Genomic DNA, 21,340 nt, shown 5'->3' with positions numbered 1-21,340 from the left:
TAATTTTTTTTATTTTTTCTTTATTTTTTTGTATTTTTCGTTTTATTTTGCAAATAAATTCACTCTATTTCCATTATTTTCCTCTATTTTTATATTAATCCCATATATATCCTTTAGAGATTTAGCATATGATTCTGGAGAATTTATAGCTGCACTCAATAAATCTATATCTCCTATAGCTTTTATTATAAATGGTTGTCCATATGTAGTATCATTTACTGTAATAGTTGCTCCTGAACATTTTATCTTACTTGTTGACAATACTCTTTCTCCATTTATAGATATTGCTTTTGCACCTGCTTTTTTCAAATCATTTAAAACTCTTAGAATGTCAATATCATGTATAATCAGGTCGTTTGGATTTTGTCCATCTTTTAATTCTCTTTCACTATCCTTCATAGTAATAGTTATTCCTGGACCTGTGACAGCTGAATAACCACTTAACTCTTTAACTTCTTCAAGTTCTTTTTTCATCAATGTTTGAATAGATTCATTTCCATTATTTTCTGCTTGCTTATATTCATCTAAAGTCTTTTTGTTACTTTTAAGAGCTTCTTTTAGATTTTTTATTTCCTTATTTGTATTTTCTATCTCACTTTCAATATTTTTAGTCTGGCTCAATGTTATATACACTTTATTTGGGTTCAGTGATTTTATATAAGTTGATATGAAAATGCCTAATATGAATGCTCCTAATATAATCATTTTCTTTTTCATACTATTATTTCCTCTCTACTTTATCTGTATCACCATGTCCATTTATTTTTACATTATCTTCTTTAATTACTTTTACCTTTGCATTATAATACGTTTCTATTTCCCAGACAATACCATACTTTATATTGAGCGCAGAAGCTAATGTATCAGAATCACCAATTGCCTTTATTGTAATTGGCTCCTTTATAACAGTGTCATTCATATAAAGTTTATCTTCTTTCAAATACATATATGTATTTGAAACTACTCTTTGATTATTTATAGATATGGCACTTGCTTGTGCTGAATTTAATTTATTTATCATTGACAGTAATAAATCATAATTATATAGTATACTGTCATTTTTATCAAAGCTTCCTAAAGTTTTTGTAGAATTTATTTCAACTTCAATACCTTTTCCTTCTACATCTGTATATCCAGCTAAAGTTTCATATTTTTCTATTTCTGATTTAAGTATATCTTGCTCTCCTTTTTCACTTTTACCTCTATATGTCTCTATATCTTTTTTTACACTATTAATTTCTGATTGAAGGTTTTCTTTTTCTTTTTTTAGAGATTTAAGTTCTTCTGTAAGTTGCTCGCCTCTCTTAAAGGTCGTCATTCCTCTATTTTCTATATTAATAATTTTTAGTTGTAAACTAACGAGAACTCCCAATACAATACTTCCTATAATTATACTCTTATTTATAAACCTTTTTTTCAAAATATCACTTCCTTACAATTGTCTATCCTTCTGGACTATATACAGCTAGCTTTCCATAATTTAGATTTATAGTCCCACCATTGGTATTTTTATTTTGCAGGTCAATCAAAATTTTATTTACCCTAGATATATTATAATCTAAGTTATCATCATTAGAAAGTAAGATTTTTATATTGCTTCTCGTAAGCATATCTACATTCCCTTCTTTTTTAAAGTTTACATAATTTATTTTTCTATAAATACCTTCTTCTTTTAAATAATTTAAAGTCTTAAATACACTCTCTTTAGTTTTATAATTTTTAAATTTTATTGATTTTGTATCATTAATACTATAATCTACTTCCACTATCAAATCATTTTTACTTTCATTAGTGCCTTTTAATTCCTCTAATAAGTTCCCTTTTTTATCTATATAACAATAGTTATCTTCATCCTTTAATACCGCAAAAATTTCTTTTTCTTTTAAGCTTATAATTATCTTATTTGGAAGTTTCCTTTTTATTTCTACATCTTCTATATACGGATTTTTCATAAGCTTACTTTTCATGTCTTTAAAATTGTATGCAAATATATTTTCATGTGAACTTACATTTAACGCTTTCATTATATTTGACTTGGTGACTCTTTTATTTCCAATCACATCTATCCTATTTACATCAAATAAATCACTCCCTACAATAATACATATCCCAAAAGATAGCATAAGTATAAAAACTAAAACTATCATAACATTATTCGTATTTAGCTTCTTTCTCCTCTTCAAATACAATCAACCCCTTTGGTTAATAAATACACCTTTCGAGTTTATATTCCCTACAAAAAAAATATAATATTTAAAGTCAAATTTTCTCATTTTCTTACAAAACAATCTAATAAAACATTAAAAAAGAGGATTAAATTGATATTTCATCAAAATAAATATAAAATACTATATGTATTTTATAACTTAAAACTTATATACACATAAATAAACCCCTAATTTAGAATAATTTAGAAAATCTAATATATTATAAATTAGGGGTAAATATTTATTTATCGTTTCTTTATTCCTATTACTTTAGCCTGACCTTCTATACTTGGAGCTGCTTCTTTCTTTACTTCCTCAATAGCTTTTTCTTTTTTTGGTTTTTTAGCTGTTGATTTTTGTGTTGAGTTATATACCTTTATTATCTCATCATATATAAGGTCTATAGCCTCAGGTCTACCTATAGTTTTACTTGCATTTGCCATATCAACTAAAAGTTCTCTATCTCCTAAAAGTTTAAATACGGCTGTATTCAGGCTTTCTGGAGTTAAGTTTTTTTCCAAGATTGCAATCCCTGCCCCTTGCTTCTCTATACTCTTAGCATTGTACTCTTGATGATTTTCAGCAGTATATGCTTTAGGTATTATTATAGAAGGTTTACCAAGAGCTGTTATTTCAGCTAATGAAATTGCTCCTGCACTACCTATAACTAAATCACTTGCTGCAAGTGCATTTGCCATATCTTCTAAATAAGGTACTACTTTTTGGTATGGTTTAAGATTTATATTACTGATACTTTCCATAAATTCTTCATAATAGCTTTTTCCTGTTGCAAATATAAAAGCTATATCTTCATTTACCATATTTTTAATGACAAGTCTCATTGCATCATTTATTTTTCTTGAACCTCCACTACCACCGTAGCAAAGTACCATTTTTTTCTCTTCACTTATTCCTAAATTTTTTCTTGCGATATTTTTTCTTGATAACAAAATTTCTTTTCTAACTGGATTTCCTGTAAAAACTAATTTTTCTTCTGCTGCCTCAGGGAATCTTTTATGTGAATCTTCAAAACTTGTAAGTACCTTTGTAACTGTTTTAGATAAAATCTTATTAGTTACCCCAGGAAAAGAATTTTGCTCATGTATTATAGCTGGTATTTTTCCCATAGACGCATTAAATAAAACAGGTCCACTGACATATCCACCAGTTCCTATGACTACATCTGGCTTAAATTTTTTAACAATTTTTCTTGATTGTTCCAATCCTTTAAAAAGCTTAAAAACTCTTTTTACATTATCGAAGTCTATTTTTCTCTTAAATCCTTGTACTGTTACAGTTTTCAATTCAAATCCATACTTAGGAACTATTTCTGATTCTATTCCTTTTTCCGTCCCAACAAACATTATCTCGGCGTCTGGATGTTCATCTCTTATTTTGTTAGCAATAGCTATAGCTGGATATACGTGTCCTCCAGTTCCACCGCCTGATAATAAAACTTTCATCAAATCATCATCTCCTGTTAATTAATTTTGACATGCTTTGAGATGTTCAACACTATACCTACAGCCCCCATAAAGATGGTGAGTGAGGTACCTCCATAACTTATAAATGGTAGTGCTACACCTGTAGCTGGCATTGATGATGTTGCAACTGCTATATTTAAAGCTGCTTGTATTCCAATTTGTGCCCCTATACCTATGACAACCATACAAGCAAATACATTAGAAGTCTTCAAAGCTATTCTTACACATCTGTAGACTAAGGCTACAAATAGCATTATAACTATTATACAACCAATTAATCCTAACTCTTCTCCTATTATAGCAAATATAAAGTCATTTTGTGGCTCTGGTATATAAAAATACTTTTGCTTACTCTTTCCTAAGCCTAAACCAAACAGTCCTCCTGAACCTAATGCATATAAACCTTGTATTACCTGATACCCCTTACCAAGTGGGTCTTGAAATGGGTCTAAAAAAGATGTAACACGACTAAGTCTATATGGTTCAGCAATTACTAATGCAGCAAATAAAGCAGCCCCACTTCCTATCATAGCAAATACAATTTTCATATCCATTCCAGCAACAAATATCATTACAAATGTAACTAGAATTACAGTACCTGCTGTTGACAAATTTGGTTGAAGTATTATCAACGCAAAAAATATTCCTGGAACTACGAGAAGTGGTACAACACCTTTTGTCAAAGATTTTATTTTATCATAATTTTTCTCAATCAATTTTGCAGTTAATATTATTGTAGCAAACTTTGCAATTTCTGCAGGCTGAAATGTTAAAGCACCTATCCCTAACCATCTTTTTGCTCCGTTTGCTTCTATTCCCAAAGGAGTTAAAACCAACAATAATAATACTACTGCTATAGCTCCAATTGCTGTAGCATTTTTCTTCCAAAAATTATAGTCTATTCTAGATGTAATAATCATAACTATAAATCCTAGTATAGCATATATTACATTTTTCTTTAGAAAATAGTATGCATCATTGTGTTTAAATGAAGATTGTATAAAACTTGCACTAAACACCATAACTATTCCTACAAATACTAAAAGCATAGTAGTATAAAATACTACTCCATCAAATTCAGTCTTCATCCTTATGTCAATTTGTTTTTTCAAATTTTCTTTAGGCATCCAACTAATCTACCTCCATTCTTCCATCTAAGTAAGTTTAGAGGTAAGAGATTATTTTAAATTGTTTACATTATCTTTGAAGTCTTTTCCTCTTACTTCAAAACTTTCATACATATCCCAACTTGCACAAGCTGGTGAAAGAAGCACTATATCTCCATTTTTTGAAATCTCATGAGAAGTCTTAACTGCTTCCTCCATATCTTTTACTATATGTATGTCATTAAATCCTTTATTTTTAGCACAATTTTCTATCTTTGGTGCAGTTTCTCCTAATAAGATTAATGATTTAACATATGATTTTGCAATTTCAAGAAGTTCATCAAAGTTGCTTCCCTTATCCATTCCTCCTGCTATAAGCACTATTGGTCTATTATAAGACTGTACAGCTTTTATAGTAGAATCTGGATTAGTTCCCTTTGAGTCATTTACATATATTACATTATCTAAGTTTCTTACAAACTCTTGTCTGTGTTCAACTCCTTTAAATGTCATCAATACATCTTTTATTACTTCTAAATCTACTTTACAAACATATGCTATTGCTATTGCTGCCATACAATTTTCTAAATTATGGCCTCCAGGCAAACTTACATCATCTTTATTTAGAAACTTAATCTTATCCTCTATATCTATTATTATGTCATTATTTTCTAAATATACTCCTCCATTTACTCTATGAGTTCTTGAAAAGTAAATTACTTTGGCATTACATTTATCAGCTAGGTCTCTCACTATTTCATCATCATAATTTAATATACAAAAATCTTCATCATTTTGATTCATAAATATTTTTGATTTAGCTTCTATGTACTTTTCCATAGTATGATGTCTATTTAAATGATCTTCTGTAATATTTAATATTGCACTTACTTTAGGTCTAAATTCATCCACACTTTCAAGTTGGAAACTACTCAGTTCAGTTACAAGTATAGATTCTTCATTTGAAGTTTCTATAGTATCTATTACAGGATTCCCTATATTACCAACTACATATGTATCTTTTTTGGCACTTGAAAAAATTTCTCCTACTAAGCTAGTTGTAGTTGTCTTACCATTTGTACCTGTAATCCCTATAAAAGTTGGATTATTTGACAATTTAAAAGCTAATTCTACCTCACCAATTATATACTTGCCTGAATTTTTTAGCTTCAAAATAAATGGCAAGTCTAATGGTACTCCTGGAGATACTACAACCATATCTACATCGTCTACAGCCTCTGGATGGCATCCTAATATGTATTCTATGTCATTTATAGATTTTAATTCATCAAGTATGTTTTTTAATTTATTTTCATCTTTAATATCATTTACAATTATACTTGCTCCTAATTTATCTAAATGTTTAATTGTAGATATACCAGTTTTTGCAAGCCCTACTAATAAAACTTTTTTTCCACTTAAGTCCATTTTTTATTCCCCCTAGGCCTAAAATACTGCTATTATACTTATCCAAGCTAAAACAACTGTAATAATCCAAAAAACAAATACAACTCTTGTTTCTGGCCAACCACATTGTTCAAAATGATGGTGTATTGGAGCCATCTTAAAGAATCTCTTTCTAGTTACTTTAAAATATCCAACTTGAATTAAAACTGATAGAGCTTCTGCAAAATAAATGCCTCCAATTATAGGTATTATAAGCACTGAATTAGTTAAAACTGAAAATGCTACAACCGCACCACCTAATGCCATTGAACCTGTATCTCCCATAAACACTCTAGCTGGATATGAATTAAATCCTAAAAAGCCTAGACATGCTCCAACAGTTGCTGCTGCTAAAACTGCAACTTCTGTATTGCCTGCAACTGAACTTGCAAACAACATAAAAAATACAGAAACAACTAAAGTCACTCCTGATGCTAGACCATCTAGACCATCAGTTAAATTTACAGCATTTACTATTGCTACTATTATAAACATCATTATTGGTATATATAGTATTCCAACATTTATTACAAAATCTGTAAATGGTATCATAAGTTGCGAAGCACTTGATGACGATGTATACTGATAAAAAGCAACATAAAAAGATAATGCAACTTGAAGGATTATTTTTTGATATGCTTTTAGTCCAAGTGACCTTTTTAGCTTTATTTTTATAAAGTCATCTAAAAAACCAATAAAACCAAAACCAGCAATACATATAAGACCTACTGCCATGTCATGACTAACTTTTACTCTTGTAAGTCCAGTTATTAGAATTGCAACAATCATTATAATTCCACCCATAGTAGGTGTTCCATTCTTAGCTAGATGTGTTTGAGGTCCATCATCTCTAACTGTCTGACCAAATTTAAATTTCCTAAGCATTGGTATAAATATTGGTCCTATTATAATTACTATCAAAAACGCAATCAATGCGGTGTACGTAAGCTCTGTTATTCCTAACATCATAAAACTCCTCTCCCTTGTCAATCAACTCATTAGTTTAAGCTTATTTATTTAGATATTCAACTATTTTTTCTAATTTCATGCCTCTTGAGCCTTTCACTAAAATAGTGTCTCCTGTTTTTATTAATTCATCTAATCGATTAAATACATCGTCTCTATTTTTAAAGTGATATATATTGGATGAATCGAATCCTAATCGTTTTGCTTCGTCTCCAATAAACACTGAGTTTTCACCTATAGTTATTATGATATCAGTATTATTCATAGATGATTTTCCAACTAATCTATGACCATACTCTGAAATTTCACCCATCTCAAGCATATCTCCAAGTATTGCTACTTTTCTACCTTTATATCTACCAAGTATTTTCAAGGCTGCTTCCATAGAATCTGGACTGGCATTATATGAGTCATTAATTATTGTTAATCTTTCATTTTTTATTATATCTAATCTCATTTTTGTCCCTTTGAAGTTTTTTAAACCTGTTTTTATACAATCCAAAGAAATATTTAAACTCATGCCAACTAATATCGCCGACATAGCATTATATATATTATGCTCTCCTATTGTTGGTATAAATATTTCCTCTTTTTTTCCATTTATGACACACGTAAATGTCAAACTATCTTCTTCCATAGTATAATCTTCACAATAAATGTCATTATCTTTCTTAAATCCAAATGTTTTTAACTGATATACATGCTCTTTTTCTTTTAATGTAGATAAAAATTTATCATCGCCATTTACAATCAAAGTATTTGTATCATCAAAATTTGAAGCAATCTCCAGCTTTGCCTTTAAAATCCCTTCCTGTGAACCTAGGTTTTCTATGTGTGACAATCCTATATTTGATATAACTGCAATTTTAGGATTTACTATGTCCACCAAATACTTTATTTCATTAAATCCAGACATTCCCATTTCTATTACAGCACACTCATGTTCTTTATTTAAATTAAACAAAGTCAAAGGAACCCCAAAATGATTATTTAGGTTCTTTTCATTTTTCAAGATGTTTAATTTTGCAGAAATAGCTGCATATATCATATCTCTAGTAGTTGTTTTTCCTACACTACCTGTAACACCTATAAATGGAATGTCAAATTTTTCTTTATAATATTTGGAAATATTTCCTAGAGCCAAAGTTGTATCTTTTACCTCTATTAAATTTATATCCGAACTTTCTAATTTTATTCCATTACTTTCATTTTTTATAAAAGTTTTGCATCCACTATCATATGCAGACTTTATAAAGGTATGCCCATCTAAATTTTCTCCAACTATGGCTACAAATGCATTTTGTGCATTTGCTTCCCTGCTATCTATAACTATATCACTTACACAGTCATTATAATCTCCATATATTAACTTTCCATTAGTTGCAAGTACTAACTCCTTTATTGTTAAGCACTCCATTCTCAAACTCCTCCTTATAAAACATTAGCTATATTATCTTAGCAACAAAAGGCAATGTATACCGTTACATATACATTGCCTACGATAACTCTTAACTTTATAATTATATACTATATTTCTGTTTTTTTGAAGATGTTTATGGATATATGTTAATTATCTGTTACTTTTTAGTTTTCAAAATATAGTGTTATACTTGAATCTTCATTAACTTTTATTCCAGGTTTTGGAAAAACATCCTTTACTTTTGTATCCTTTGGAATTTCTATATCTGTATCTAAATTTGGTTTTAACTTCGCATCTTCTAATGCTTTCACTGCATCCCCAATTTTTAAATTTCTTACATCTGGTACTTTGACTTGTTTCTTTTCATATTCAGCTTTTTCTTCTTCTTTATATACTGGTTTGACCCCTAAATATTTTAGAGAATCATTCATTATTTCTTTTACTATAGGTCCTGCTGTAGTACTACCAAATGCACTTACTCCTGTTGGCTCATCAACAATAGCAAGAACTACAATTTGTGGGTCATCACAAGGTGCTATTCCCACGAATGAACATATATATTTTCCTTGAGCATATTTACCATCTATAACCTTTTGAGCTGTACCTGTTTTCCCACCTAGTCTATATCCTGGTATATATGCAATTTTTCCTCCACCATCAGTTACAACTGACTCTGCAATTTCTAACATTTTTTTAGATGTTTCTTTAGATATAACATTTCTTACTTTTTTTGGTTTTACTGTCTCAGTTATATTACCTTTGTTATCAGTATAAGATTTTACTACTCTTGGTTGCATTAAATCTCCACCATTTGCTATTGATGATATAGCTGTTATAAGTTGTATTGGAGTTACTGATATTGATTGACCAAATGATATTGTAGCTAACTCAACTGGACCTACATTTTTTTCATTATACAATATTCCTTTAGCTTCTCCTGGTAAATCTATACCTGTCTTATTCATAAGACCAAAAGATTCTATATAATCATACATTTTACCAACACCTAATCTACTTCCTAATTCAACAAACACAGGGTTACAAGAATTTTGTACTGCTTGTTTAAACTCTTGTGTTCCATGAGGTCTATAGTGTCTCCAACATTTAATCTTTCTTCCTCCTACAGTTACACTACCTGTACATGTGAATTTCTCACCATCTTTTATTACTCCTTCTTCAAGAGCACTGGAAGATGTAATAAGTTTAAATGTAGAACCTGGTTCATATGTATCACTTACTGCTGGATTTCTCCACATTTGATAATAACCCTTTATTTTGTCTTTATCGCTATATTTTTCAAGTTCTTCTTGATAATATGGATATATTGGCGTTCTTGAGTCATTAGGGTCATAATCTGGTTTTGATGCTAGAGCAAGTATATCGCCAGTTTTAGGATTCATTGCTATTGCAGTGACTTTCTTTGCATTATTTATTTCATAAGCCTTTTGTACTGCTTTTTCAGTATAATGTTGGATTACTTCATCTATAGACAATACAAGACCATTCCCCTGAACAGGTTCATAATATTTTTCCATACCTTGTGGAATTTCTCTACCTGAAGCATCAGTACTTACTATTAATTTTCCAGCTTTTCCTTTTAATTTTTTATCATATTGCATTTCTATACCAGATATCCCTGTTGCATCTGAAGAAGTATGACCTATTACATATGGTGCAAAATTTCCATAAGGATAATATCTTTGATTGTCTTCTGCTACCCATATTCCACCTAATTTAGCATCTCTTATTTTACTTGCCTTATCATCATCTATCCATCTTTTGACCTTTACAAGAGCCATATTTTTTTTGCTTATTAAAGCATAAATATCTTTATAATCTTCGTCCAAAATTTCAGCCACTTTTTCAGCCGCTTCTTTTTTATCTTCAACTTCTACAGGTTTGCACCAAACTGTATATTTAGTTACACTTACTGCCAATTCTTTCATGTTTCTATCATATATAGTTCCTCTTTTAGGCTCTATAGGTATATCTCTTGTTTGTTGTTCTAATGCTTTTGTACTTAACCAATTACCTTTCATAAGTTGTAGGTATCCAGTCCTAATAACAAGGCAAAAAAACAGTGCACATGCTAAAACAAGAACAAGTACCAGTCTTTTTTTGCTTATCCTTTTTACTTTTCTCAAACCTATTCCCCCTAGTTATCCACATTTATATACTTTATTTGTCCATCTTTTGGATAGTCCATATTGAGCAATTCCTTTGCTTTTAACTCAATTTCTTTTATTGATGTTTTTTCAGTTTCTTTTGCCTTTAGTTCCTCTAGTACTATCTCTTTTTTTCTTAAATCTTTTTGTAAATAATGAATATCATATTTCATTTCTGAAATTTTTGAATAACCACATAGATTCAATATTATTACTACGAAAGTTGTAATCAATAAAATACATTTAGCCCCTATTTTTTTATTAATTCTCTTTTTATAATTATTCTTTTTTTTATTTTTATATTCATTTAGATTATGTATTTTATAATTTTTTTTCAAATTATCACCCCGATAATATAGATTTTTAGATTTTCCTCTATACTATATTTGTTATTAATCATATCTCTTCCTTTAAAATTTCATCGCTAAATTAATACACTGTTACACAATCTATTTGTAATTTTTTCTATACACAACAAAAAATCTATAGATTCACTAATTCTTGAATTCAAACCTATAGATTTTACACTAATTTTTATTTATTTTTATCACTATATATTTTCTTTAACATATAAATCAATACACTTAAAGCAAATAATATTAAAAGTCCTGTCATCATGACTTTAGCTCCACCAGTCAACATACCACCAACATAAGAATATACAATGGTTGCTGGTAATTGTCCTACTCCAGTAGCTATAAAGAAAGATATAAAACTCATGGATGTTAGACCTGCTGCATAGCTCACAAGGTCAAAAGATATAAAAGGAAGCAATCTTGCAATTAAAATCGTATGTTTTCCATACTTATCAAAAAAACCATCTATACTTTCTAGTGCAAATTTGCTTGTAAGTTTTACAACTACATCTCTACCTAAAAATCTTCCAATTACAAAACAAATTGCAGCACCTGCCATTGCACTAATCCATGACAGTATAGCACCATTTACCCATCCAAATAAGGCTGCATTTGCAAAAGTAATTAAAAATGCAGGAAGAGGTGCAGCTATTGATTGTAATATCATAAGTGCAAATGATATTATCGGTGCCCAAACTCCAAATGATAATATGTACTCCTTAATTGCATCTAGATTTAACATACTCAGATAAAATATCATCTGATTTACCATTTTTTTAACAGGAGGTATAAAAAAGTAAATACCAAATACCCCCAATATAATACAAATTTTTATTAATAATTTTTTATGCTTATTCTCTATTTTTCTCCACTCCTAATATCTACTTTAGTTATATTATAACAGAAAATATTTTTCTATATTGTCGATTATATCATAGTTGTTTTCTATTCTAATAAAAACTATAATAGGTTTTAACTATAATTAAGAAGTTTATTATTTTATTACATCGCTAGTCCTTACTCTCAAACTATATAAATTATATTTTTTCCGCTACTCTCAATTTAGCACTTCTTGAACGTGGATTTACTTCTATTTCTTCAGCACTAGGTAATATTGGTTTTCTAGTTATTATTTTTACTTCAGATTCTTTATCACATTGACATATTGGTAAATGCTGTGGGCATATACAATCTGATGCGAGATATTTAAATGCATTCTTTACTATTCTATCTTCTAACGAATGAAATGTTATTATACAAATTCTACCATCTTCATTCATTATAGAAGAGGCATCATTTATCATTTTTGTAATTACTCCAAGTTCATTATTTACTTCTATTCGTATAGCTTGAAAAGTCCTTTTAGCTGGATGAGGCCCATCTATTCTAGCTTTTTTAGGAATAGCTTTTTTAATTATATCAACCAATTCACCTGTAGTTTCTATTGTTTTGTTCACTCTTTCCTCAACTATAAATTTAGCTATACGTTTAGCCCAGTTATCTTCACCATAATCTTTAATTATCTTAGCTAGCTCATCTTCTGCATAAGTGTTTACAACATCATATGCTGAAAATTCACACCTAACATCCATCCTCATATCAAGTGGTGCATCTTGCATATAAGAAAATCCTCTCTCAGCTTCATCAAGTTGATGAGATGAAACTCCTAAATCTGCTAATACACCATCTATCTTATAAACTCCGATTTTTTCCAATTCTTCTTTTATATTTTCAAAATTGCTATGAACAAATTTTACTCTGCTTTCATATTCACTTAATCTTTCTCTTGCTGTATTTATAGCATTTTTATCTTGGTCAAACCCTATAAATAATCCTTTATCTGATAATTTTTTTACTATTTCTTTGGAATGTCCTGCACCACCCATAGTACAGTCAACATATACTCCATCTGGTTTTATCTTTAAATTTTCTATACATTCATTTAAAAGAACTGATACATGATGAAATTCCATAACTACCTCCTTCAAACTTACTATTTAAATTATTCTTCAATACTGTTGCTTTTATTTCTCTTTGATAAATAAATATGTGCTATTATACCACCAATAACACCAACTAAACTTATCACTTGAGCCATTCTAAGTGGTCCTAACATTAAACTATCTGTTCTTAGTCCTTCTATAAAAAATCTTCCTATTGAATAAAGGGTTATATAAGTCACTATAACTTGTCCTTCGTATTTTTTATTTTTTCTAAACAATAATAAAACTATAAATATTCCAAAATCCCATATAGACTCATATAGAAAAGTTGGATGAACCTTTACTCCATCAACCATTATTCCCCATGGTAAATTAGTTGTACCTCCATGAGCTTCTCCGTTAATAAAGTTCCCCCATCTTCCTATAGCTTGTGCTAAAGGCATTCCAAGTATGACAGTATCAGCCATTTTTAAGAAATTAATATTTTTAAACTTAGTGTATATATAGCCAGCTAAGATTCCACCTATTAACCCTCCATGTATAGCAAGTCCGCCACCTCTGAAATTAAGTATTTGAAATAGATTTTGAGCATAATAACTCCAATTAAATATAACATAATATATTCTTGCACATATTAATCCAACAGGAATTGCTATGATAGCTATATTTAATACATCATCTTCTTTAAGCCCAACTCTTTTCGACTCTTTTATTGCTATTAAAGTTCCCAAAATCATGCCACTAGCCATAAGTATTCCATACCACATTATGTCTATCCCAAACAGTGTAAATGCGACTCTATCCATAACTCCACCTCTTTATCTTAATTAAAATATTTCCAAAGCAATACACCATGTTTACAATTAATTGTAATTATACTAAATTATGATAACATATTAATGTTAATTCTACAAAACATATTGATGTTGATTCTACAAATACTTAAAATATATTATACATGCTGTCTCAACAAAATTATGCATAAATTATTTACAAGCAAAGAAATTGGTGTATATTATACACCAATCTCTCTACAAATTTTTATTAATAATATTTAATTTTTACTAACTTAATTTGTATAAGTATATTCAACAAAATCACTTGCTACCTAAATAAAACAAGTATCAAAATTAACTATTTGGCCTTTAGCTACTTATTTGTAATATTCAAACGTTCTACTTAGGTTCTACAATAGAAATAACGCAATACTCTTCTTTAAAGTGTTCTTTTAATCTCTCTTCAACTTCCTCAAAAGCAACATCCTTAATAATATCTAAATAATCCAATATATTTATATCTTTAAAGATATAAGATATAAAACTATTTCCTATAAAGTTTATAGAATCAAAACATTTAATAAATGAACCAATTTTTTTCTTTTTAGTTCTTTCAAACTCCTCTTTAGATAATCCTTCTTTTTTAGCTCTTTCTATATATTCAAGAATTATCTCTTTTACTTTTTTAGGTTCCTTAGAATCTCCAGCAATTACGCTAAAAGCATAGTCTACTTGAGATGAAAATCCAGCTCCAAAATTTTCATTTATTAGACCTTGCATATACAAATCTTCATAAAGTTTACTGCCCTTTTTAAATAACATACCTATAAGGATATCAGTTACAATTTCTTTACGTAAAAGTTCTTTTCCTTTTACACCTACATTATTATCTTTAAAACCTATGTTAAACATAGGTATAGATATAGGAAACTTTTCTATAACTTCTTTTTCCTTTACAGTTGCTGGTTCTTCAGGATAAAATCTTTCTATATTCTTAGAAAGTTTATCCACATCATAATTGTTTGCTTTTTTAGTTACATCTATTACCTTTTCTACATCCAAATCACCTACAACGAATAAAGCCATATTTCCTGGATTATAGAAAGTATTGTAACACTTATATAGTTCTTCCTTAGTTATCTTATATATACTATCTACTGTACCAGCTATATCAATTCTAGCAGGATAATTTACATACATAGCCTTTAGACAATTAAAATACACATTCCAGTCTGGATCATCATTGTACATTTTTATCTCTTGTGCTATTATACCTTTTTCCTTTTCAACATTTTCATCTGTAAAATAAGGTGTTTGAACATAATCAATTAAGTGCTCTAAACTTTCATAAAAATTTTCCGTAGCTGAAAATAAGTATGCTGTCATTGTAAAGTTAGTAAATGCATTTGCGCTTACACCTAATTTAGAAAATTTTTCAAAAGCATCTCCTCCATCAGGTTGTTCAAACATCTTATGTTCTAAAAAATGTGCAATTCCTTCATTTACTCTAATCTTTTTATCTTCTCCTATTGGAATAAATTCTAAGTCATTTGAACCATAATTAGTAGCTAAAATAGCATATTTTTTTGTAAAGCCTCTCTTTGGCATAAAATATACATCTAAGCCATTTTGTAATTTTTCATAATAAACTTCTTCTCTTAATATATCATTAACTATTTTTTCCATAGACATCTCCTCCATTAATTTCTTAAAAAGTATACAGTATCAAGTTCTATATCTTTTACAGCCTCAACTATATCTTTTTTAGTAACTTTCTCTATGCTAGATATTATGTCTTCTACTTCAGAATTTGTCTTTGCCATAGACTGAGAAAAAGCAAAATCAGACATTCCACCTATATTATCTGTTATAGATTTCATAGAGTTAACTAAAGCAAGCTTACTATTTTCTAACTCTTCATCAGATATATCTCCTGCTTTTAAACTTTCTAATTGTTCTTTTATTAATTTTACAGCTTTATCATAATCTTTAGTTTCTATTCCAGATGATATAAGCATAATACTTTTATACTTCTCTATTGAAGAGAAAATATAATAGCATAAGCTTTCCTTTTCTCTTACATTCACAAATAGTTTAGAGTGTGGACCACCACCTAATACATTACTTCCGACCACAAGGGCATAATATTTATCATTATCTACATAATCTACATTTGCTCTATACCCCATAACTAATTTACCTTGAGTTATTTCCATTTTTTCGTCTATTACTTTTACTTCATCTACATGTTTTATGAAATCTTCTTTTGGTATATCTATAATATCTTCTCTTTCGAATTTTAAATTCTTACTTATTATGTCTACAACCTTATCTTCATCAAAATTACCTTCTACAACTATATCTATTGGAGATGTTTTAAGTATATTTCTATAATGCTCATATAGCTCTTTTGAAGTTATGTTATCTATTTCATCTTCGTAACCAAACTCACTTATACTGTATCTTTCATTTCCACACATAGCTTCTATACATTTATCTTGTACATATTCTTTTTTATCATTTATTATTGATTGTATCTTATCTCTTAAATTTTCTTTTTCAATATTTAAATATTCTTCTTTAAATCCACCATCTACAACAAGTGTATTATTTATTACTTCATTAAAAAATTCTACTACTTCTTCAAATATATTTTCATCTAAATACTTTTCACTTATATTAATTATTTTAAAACTTAGTACTTGACGCTCTCCACGTTTTACAGCATCAGCTCCCATAGACGAACCATATAAATCATCTAGTTTATTGGATATTGCTCTGGCACTAGGATATTTTTCACTTCCACTTGCTATTATTGATGGTATCAAAGCATTTTTTGTAGTTTCTTTTTTATCCAACAATCTCTGAACATACAAACTTATAAGATTTGATTTAAACTTTTCTGTTTTTATCAAAGTCAAATTAATATTATTACCTAAATTTATTATTTTCTTAGTATTAACCATATGTACCTCCTATTTTTTATTTAAACATCAATTTTAAAATTGAAATTTATTCATTTTTTGATTGTATATATTTATATATAAAAACCTTCTATTTAATTATATCCTTTTTATTATTTTCTAAAAGTAATATTTTTATTTAAATTTAAATATAAAGTTATTTAGAGCAGTCTGCTTTAAAGTCTAGTTTACAAGCTTCATATATATGATGTATAATCAATATGTATGTCTATAATTAAAACAATTTTACAATCCCATAGATTGATTGTTTAAAGTTATATAAAGAATATAAAAAGAATAAGAGAGAGGACGATTAATATGAAATTAGGTATAGTTGGTTTACCAAATGTAGGTAAAAGCACACTATTTAACGCAATAACTCAAGCAGGCGCAGAATCTGCAAATTACCCTTTTTGTACAATAGACCCAAACGTTGGAGTTGTATCTGTTCCAGATGAAAGATTAGATAAACTAAAAGAATTGTACAACTCTGAAAAAATAGTTCCTACTGCTATAGAATTTTGTGACATAGCTGGTTTAGTTAGAGGTGCTTCTAAAGGAGAAGGCTTAGGAAATAAATTTTTATCACATATAAGAGAAGTTGATGCAATCGTACATGTTGTTAGATGTTTTGAAGATGAAAATGTTATACATGTAGATGGTTCTGTTGAACCACTTCGCGATATAGAAACTATAAATTTAGAATTAATTTTCTCTGATATAGAGATTCTTGAAAGAAGAATTCATAAAACTCAAAAAGCCGCTAAAGCTGATAAAACTTTAGTTTCTGAGCTTGATTTGTTAAATTCAATCATGTCTACTTTAGAAAATAGTAAGTGTGTAAGAACTATGCAATTTACAGAAGATGAACAAAGCTTTGTAAATTCATTAGATTTACTTACATCTAAACCTGTAATATACGCTGCAAATGTATCAGAAGATGATTTGGCAGATGATGGAGAAAGTAATAAGTATGTTCAACAAGTTAAAGTATTTGCAGAAACAGAAGATGCTGAAGTTGTTGTTGTATGTGCACAAATAGAAGCAGAAATTTCTGAACTTGATTCTGCTGAAGAAAAGAAAGAATTTTTAGAAACATTAGGTCTTGAACAATCAGGGCTTGATAAACTTATAAAATCATCTTATGCCTTACTTGGTCTAATTTCATTCTTAACAGCTGGTCCAAAAGAAGTCAGAGCATGGACTATAAAGATTGGAAGTAAAGCACCTCAAGCAGGAGGAAAGATACATTCTGACATAGAAAGAGGATTTATCAGGGCTGAAACAATTGCTTTTAATGATTTAGTTGAACATGGTACTATGGCAGCTGCAAAAGAAAAAGGATTAGTTAAATTAGAAGGCAAAGAATACATAGTTAAAGATGGAGATGTAATATTATTTAGATTTAATGTTTAAAATGCTTATTTATCTACAATCTTAACTATTGTATTACAATAAGAAAATTAGAATAATAGAAACTTCTATTATATTATAATAGCTATTTAGATTTTATAAAAAAGAGAGTTTTTCTAAATGATTTTTAAAAATCATAATAGAAGCTCTCTTTTTTATAGTATTCCCACAGAAATTATGATTGTCAACAACGACAGTACTTTACTGTAATCCCAAATACGCTTTCCACCAAAACAAGCTTTCTTTCATCATTTACCATTTCCCTAATTGTTATATTACTCAAAAATTTTCCTCCCTCAAGTACTTACATAATTGCTGATATTCTTATATTCACAAACTGCTACACTCAAATTAAAAACTTCTAGTCATAGAAAAATTATATCTCTTTTAGAAAATATTATATGCTCCATATAATGTAAAGTAATACTCTAAACCTAATTCATATTTTTATACCAAAGTATTTTTACATAAATAAAGTGAACTTTGACTATACAAAGTTCACTCTTCTTACAAATCTTTATTTCATTTTGTACTAAGTTTTTTAATTTGTACTCATACCTTCAATATCATTCCTATTTAATATCAACTTTTCGTATTCTTCTATTGGCATTGGTTTTGCAAATAAAAATCCTTGAGCCATATCACATCCTATAAATCTTAAAAACTCTGCTTGCTCTAAGGTTTCAACTCCCTCTGAAACAACTTTTATATCAAGTTGCTTTGCCATCTGAACAATGCTTGAAACCACAATTTGACTCTTTTTTGTATCTTCTACTGTTATAAAAAACTGTCTATCTAATTTCAATACATCAATTGGCATATCTTTAAGCATATTTAAAGAAGAATACCCTGAGCCAAAATCATCCATAGATATTTTAAATCCTACAGATTTTAAATTCTGCATTATTTTAAATAACATTTTTGTATTATCAAATATTGCACTCTCTGTTAGTTCAATTTCAATTAAATTTGGTTCAATATCATATTCTTTTGCAATGTTTTCAAACTTTTCTATAAAGTCTGGATTTTCAAGATGTACTCTTGATAAATTTACTGATATAGGAAATCTAGGTAAGCCTTCATTTTCCCAACGTTTAAAGTTTTTACAAACTTGAATAAATACAAACATATCCAATTCTGTTATAAAACCATTCTTTTCAAAAATAGGAATAAACACACCTGGACTTATTAATCCCTTTTTGGGATGTTGCCAACGTACAAGAGCTTCAGAACCTACTATTTTACCTGTAGATAATTCAATTTTAGGTTGCAAATACACCTTAAATTGTTCATTTTTTAAAGCATCGTGCATCTCTTGCTCAATATCACGTTCTTCTATAAGAGTTTCCTTTAAATTCTCAGCATAAATTTCATACACTTTTAAGTATTTTCTTTTTACTGTAGTCTTTGCAATCATAGCCTTATCAAGACAAGTAGATATATTCGTTTCTCCCTCTTCAATAAAATACACTCCTATAGATGGTATCAGATTAAGTTCTACATCTAAGCTAGTTTTTATCATAGATAATTTTTTACGCATAATTTCACATATCTCTATAACTGATTCTTTATCCTTCTTTTTTTCAAATATTATAGCAAAATTATCATTTGAAATTCTTGAAAATACAGACTCTTCTTTAAACATATTTTCAATCATCTCTGCAATTTTTCTTAATACTCTATCTCCCTCTTCATATCCAAATCTATCATTTACTAACTTAAATTTATCTATATCAAAATAAATTAAAACTAGATTTTTTTTCTCATGAGTGGATAAAAATTTACCACCTTCCAGATTAAATTTATTTGAATTTCCAATTCCTGTAATACTGTCTTTAAACGCAAATTCTTCTAACCTTTCCTTACTCTTTTTTTGCATAATCAAGATATAAATTATTAATGATGTAAATATCACAATTAAAACTATACATGCTGATAGTGTAAGTTTTATAATAGCATATGATTTTTCAGATACAGCAGTTCTAGGAACTTCAGAAAAAAGATACCAATCATTAATTCCTATTGGAGCATAACTTAAATAATATCCTTTTCCAGACATATTATAACTTAATGAACCTGATTTAGAATTTTTTATATTTAACTTCATATCATTAAGAGTAGATTTTGATAAGGCATTACTTTTATTTATATATGAAAATAAATTTTCCATATTAGAGTTTGCGTTTTTGCTACTTGGATTTAAAACAATATCACCATTACTATTAGCTATATAAGAATATCCTTTTCCATTAAAAGTTGGTACAGAGAGTATCTTTTCATATAACTTTGTACTATGTGTAGCAAATATAACACCAATAATCTTGTTCCCCTTATAAATTGGTACAGAGTACACATTAATGTCTTTATGATCTTTTATTACATCTTTTAACTTACCTGTTATGACTACTTCTCCTTGCATTGACTTGGAAAAATAATCTCTCTTAGAAAAATCTTCTACATAACCATCTGTAGTATATGCCATACCATCTGGTAGAATAACACCCATTCTTTTAAATGAACTATTTACAGATTCTCTTTTAAGTATTGAAATAATATTGTCCAATTCAAAAGATTTTTCTCCTTCAATACATATTGAAATTGATTGTAACAATTTTATATCGCCATTAATTTGTTTTTTTAACACATTGACACTTTGATTTGCTATTTCTGAAAGATATTGATTCGTTTCCTCACCTAGTGTCTTATTCAACTTTGAACCATAAATCAAACAGGAAATTGTAACTACTAAGATACTTATGATAGCAATTATGGACAAACCCTGCCTATTATTTTTTGCATCACCCAACATCACGCTTCCTGCCTTTCTGGAATCTATATGTATACAATTATTATTTTATATCAATTATTCTAACAATTTTGCGACAATACTTATTTTTCCATATTTACTGTAATTATACAAAATTATCAACTTTATTACAATAAAAAATTAATTAATATAGATAATACAATTTTAATAAATTATATTATCTATATTAAAGGTTACTAACATAATTTGTATTAATGTACACTACATAAAAAGAATATAATATCAAAATAATTTTGATATTATATTCTTAAAATATATATTTTATTAA

17 protein-coding genes are annotated in these 21,340 nt (G+C 28.4%); 1 reads left to right on the top strand and 16 read right to left on the bottom strand.

The annotated features are described in order from the left end of the window. Nucleotides 1-42: 42 nt before the first annotated feature. The 15 genes from IC175_RS10170 to yfmF form a co-directional block, all read right to left on the bottom strand. On the bottom strand, nt 43-717 hold the full coding sequence (locus IC175_RS10170; RefSeq protein ID WP_227432416.1) for a DUF881 domain-containing protein: 675 nt from the start codon (nt 715-717) through the stop codon (nt 43-45). A gap of 4 nt (nt 718-721) precedes the next feature. After that, on the bottom strand, nt 722-1,420 hold the full coding sequence (locus tag IC175_RS10165; RefSeq protein ID WP_227432415.1) for a DUF881 domain-containing protein: 699 nt from the start codon (nt 1,418-1,420) through the stop codon (nt 722-724). A 22-nt stretch (nt 1,421-1,442) separates the two neighbouring features. Beyond that, nucleotides 1,443-2,183 (bottom strand): cell division protein FtsQ/DivIB, encoded by a 741-nt coding sequence (locus IC175_RS10160; protein ID WP_227482900.1) that lies wholly within the window; start codon nt 2,181-2,183, stop codon nt 1,443-1,445. 269 nt (nt 2,184-2,452) lie between these two features. Then, nucleotides 2,453-3,670, bottom strand: coding sequence for an undecaprenyldiphospho-muramoylpentapeptide beta-N-acetylglucosaminyltransferase (gene murG, locus IC175_RS10155; RefSeq protein WP_227482901.1), 1,218 nt, complete (start codon nt 3,668-3,670; stop codon nt 2,453-2,455). Nucleotides 3,671-3,687: 17 nt separating this feature from the next. After that, the gene (gene spoVE, locus IC175_RS10150) at nt 3,688-4,818 is read right to left on the bottom strand and encodes a stage V sporulation protein E (RefSeq protein ID WP_227432412.1); all 1,131 of its coding nucleotides are present in this window, start codon (nt 4,816-4,818) and stop codon (nt 3,688-3,690) included. Nucleotides 4,819-4,869: 51 nt separating this feature from the next. Continuing rightward, nucleotides 4,870-6,225 carry a UDP-N-acetylmuramoyl-L-alanine--D-glutamate ligase gene (gene murD / locus IC175_RS10145; protein WP_227482902.1) on the bottom strand — a complete coding sequence of 452 codons (1,356 nt, stop codon included), beginning with the start codon at nt 6,223-6,225 and terminating at the stop codon, nt 4,870-4,872. Between the two features lie 18 nt (nt 6,226-6,243). Next, nucleotides 6,244-7,212 (bottom strand): phospho-N-acetylmuramoyl-pentapeptide-transferase, encoded by a 969-nt coding sequence (mraY, locus tag IC175_RS10140; RefSeq protein WP_227432410.1) that lies wholly within the window; start codon nt 7,210-7,212, stop codon nt 6,244-6,246. Nucleotides 7,213-7,252: 40 nt separating this feature from the next. After that, on the bottom strand, nt 7,253-8,626 hold the full coding sequence (locus IC175_RS10135; RefSeq protein WP_227851493.1) for a UDP-N-acetylmuramoyl-tripeptide--D-alanyl-D-alanine ligase: 1,374 nt from the start codon (nt 8,624-8,626) through the stop codon (nt 7,253-7,255). 167 nt (nt 8,627-8,793) lie between these two features. After that, nucleotides 8,794-10,773: a stage V sporulation protein D gene (locus tag IC175_RS10130; protein WP_227432408.1), complete on the bottom strand. Its 1,980-nt coding sequence runs from the start codon at nt 10,771-10,773 to the stop codon at nt 8,794-8,796. Nucleotides 10,774-10,784: 11 nt separating this feature from the next. Then, nucleotides 10,785-11,132 carry a hypothetical protein gene (locus IC175_RS10125; protein WP_227432407.1) on the bottom strand — a complete coding sequence of 116 codons (348 nt, stop codon included), beginning with the start codon at nt 11,130-11,132 and terminating at the stop codon, nt 10,785-10,787. A gap of 196 nt (nt 11,133-11,328) precedes the next feature. Continuing rightward, nucleotides 11,329-11,910 carry a TVP38/TMEM64 family protein gene (locus IC175_RS10120; protein WP_413927243.1) on the bottom strand — a complete coding sequence of 194 codons (582 nt, stop codon included), beginning with the start codon at nt 11,908-11,910 and terminating at the stop codon, nt 11,329-11,331. Nucleotides 11,911-12,187: 277 nt separating this feature from the next. Further along, nucleotides 12,188-13,123 carry a 16S rRNA (cytosine(1402)-N(4))-methyltransferase RsmH gene (rsmH, locus tag IC175_RS10115; protein WP_227851492.1) on the bottom strand — a complete coding sequence of 312 codons (936 nt, stop codon included), beginning with the start codon at nt 13,121-13,123 and terminating at the stop codon, nt 12,188-12,190. 29 nt (nt 13,124-13,152) lie between these two features. After that, nucleotides 13,153-13,899 (bottom strand): prolipoprotein diacylglyceryl transferase, encoded by a 747-nt coding sequence (gene lgt, locus IC175_RS10110; RefSeq protein ID WP_227432405.1) that lies wholly within the window; start codon nt 13,897-13,899, stop codon nt 13,153-13,155. 369 nt (nt 13,900-14,268) lie between these two features. Beyond that, entirely contained in the window at nt 14,269-15,555 is a 1,287-nt protein-coding gene (yfmH, locus tag IC175_RS10105; RefSeq protein WP_227432404.1) for an EF-P 5-aminopentanol modification-associated protein YfmH, read from the bottom strand. Nucleotides 15,556-15,569: 14 nt separating this feature from the next. Beyond that, a complete protein-coding gene (gene yfmF / locus IC175_RS10100; protein WP_227851491.1) occupies nt 15,570-16,835 on the bottom strand; it encodes an EF-P 5-aminopentanol modification-associated protein YfmF in 1,266 nt (421 codons plus the stop codon). A 315-nt stretch (nt 16,836-17,150) separates the two neighbouring features. Between yfmF and ychF the strand changes: the two genes are divergently transcribed. Beyond that, nucleotides 17,151-18,248, top strand: coding sequence for a redox-regulated ATPase YchF (ychF, locus tag IC175_RS10095; RefSeq protein WP_227482907.1), 1,098 nt, complete (start codon nt 17,151-17,153; stop codon nt 18,246-18,248). A gap of 538 nt (nt 18,249-18,786) precedes the next feature. Here ychF and IC175_RS10090 read toward each other — a convergent pair. Continuing rightward, complete coding sequence (locus IC175_RS10090) at nt 18,787-21,054, bottom strand: EAL domain-containing protein (RefSeq protein WP_227835295.1); 2,268 nt, start codon at nt 21,052-21,054, stop codon at nt 18,787-18,789. Between the last annotated feature and the right edge of the window lie 286 nt (nt 21,055-21,340).

This window comes from Clostridioides sp. ES-S-0123-01 (assembly GCF_020658415.1).
Classification (GTDB): Bacteria; Bacillota; Clostridia; order Peptostreptococcales; family Peptostreptococcaceae; genus Clostridioides.
Note: the sequence above shows the minus strand (reverse complement) of the source record. Positions and strands in the feature narration are given on the sequence as shown.